Genomic DNA, 413 nt, shown 5'->3' with positions numbered 1-413 from the left:
ACTTAGAAGTTTGGGTACCAAGTCAAAACACTTACCGTGAGATCTCTTCTTGTTCAAATATGTGGGACTTCCAAGCACGTCGTATGATGGCTCGTTATCGTGCAGACCAAAGAAAAGAGCGACTTATTTGTTGTTGCGATTCAAATGGGGGCAATTGCTGCCGTCATTTATGAATATTGGGGCAAGCTTTGGGGAGCTGCTATCGGTCTGTTTTCTGGCGAGCCTAAAGGTCGACATTTAGGCGTGAGCATTATTGCTGCTAATCAATTACTGCATGGGTTAGTGCATCATGCATGTGATTGTTGGTGATGAGAGATTGGGCACACGAGCAATTCCTGCAACAAGATTTGATGACAGGCACTAATGCAGCAGCTTACAGTGCACGTGGTGGACATAGGCCCAGGCTACATGAC

General features: G+C 46.0%; 1 protein-coding gene. It reads left to right on the top strand.

The genetic code is table 11. The features are described from left to right. Nucleotides 1–99 precede the first annotated feature (99 nt). Entirely contained in the window at nt 100–309 is a 210-nt protein-coding gene (locus FLQ44_RS05060; protein ID WP_147693359.1) for a hypothetical protein, read from the top strand. Nucleotides 310–413: the final 104 nt, after the last annotated feature.

Origin of the sequence: Vogesella mureinivorans, assembly GCF_007644035.1 — a bacterium.
Lineage (GTDB): Bacteria > Pseudomonadota > Gammaproteobacteria > Burkholderiales > Chromobacteriaceae > Vogesella > Vogesella mureinivorans.
Note: the sequence above shows the minus strand (reverse complement) of the source record. Positions and strands in the feature narration are given on the sequence as shown.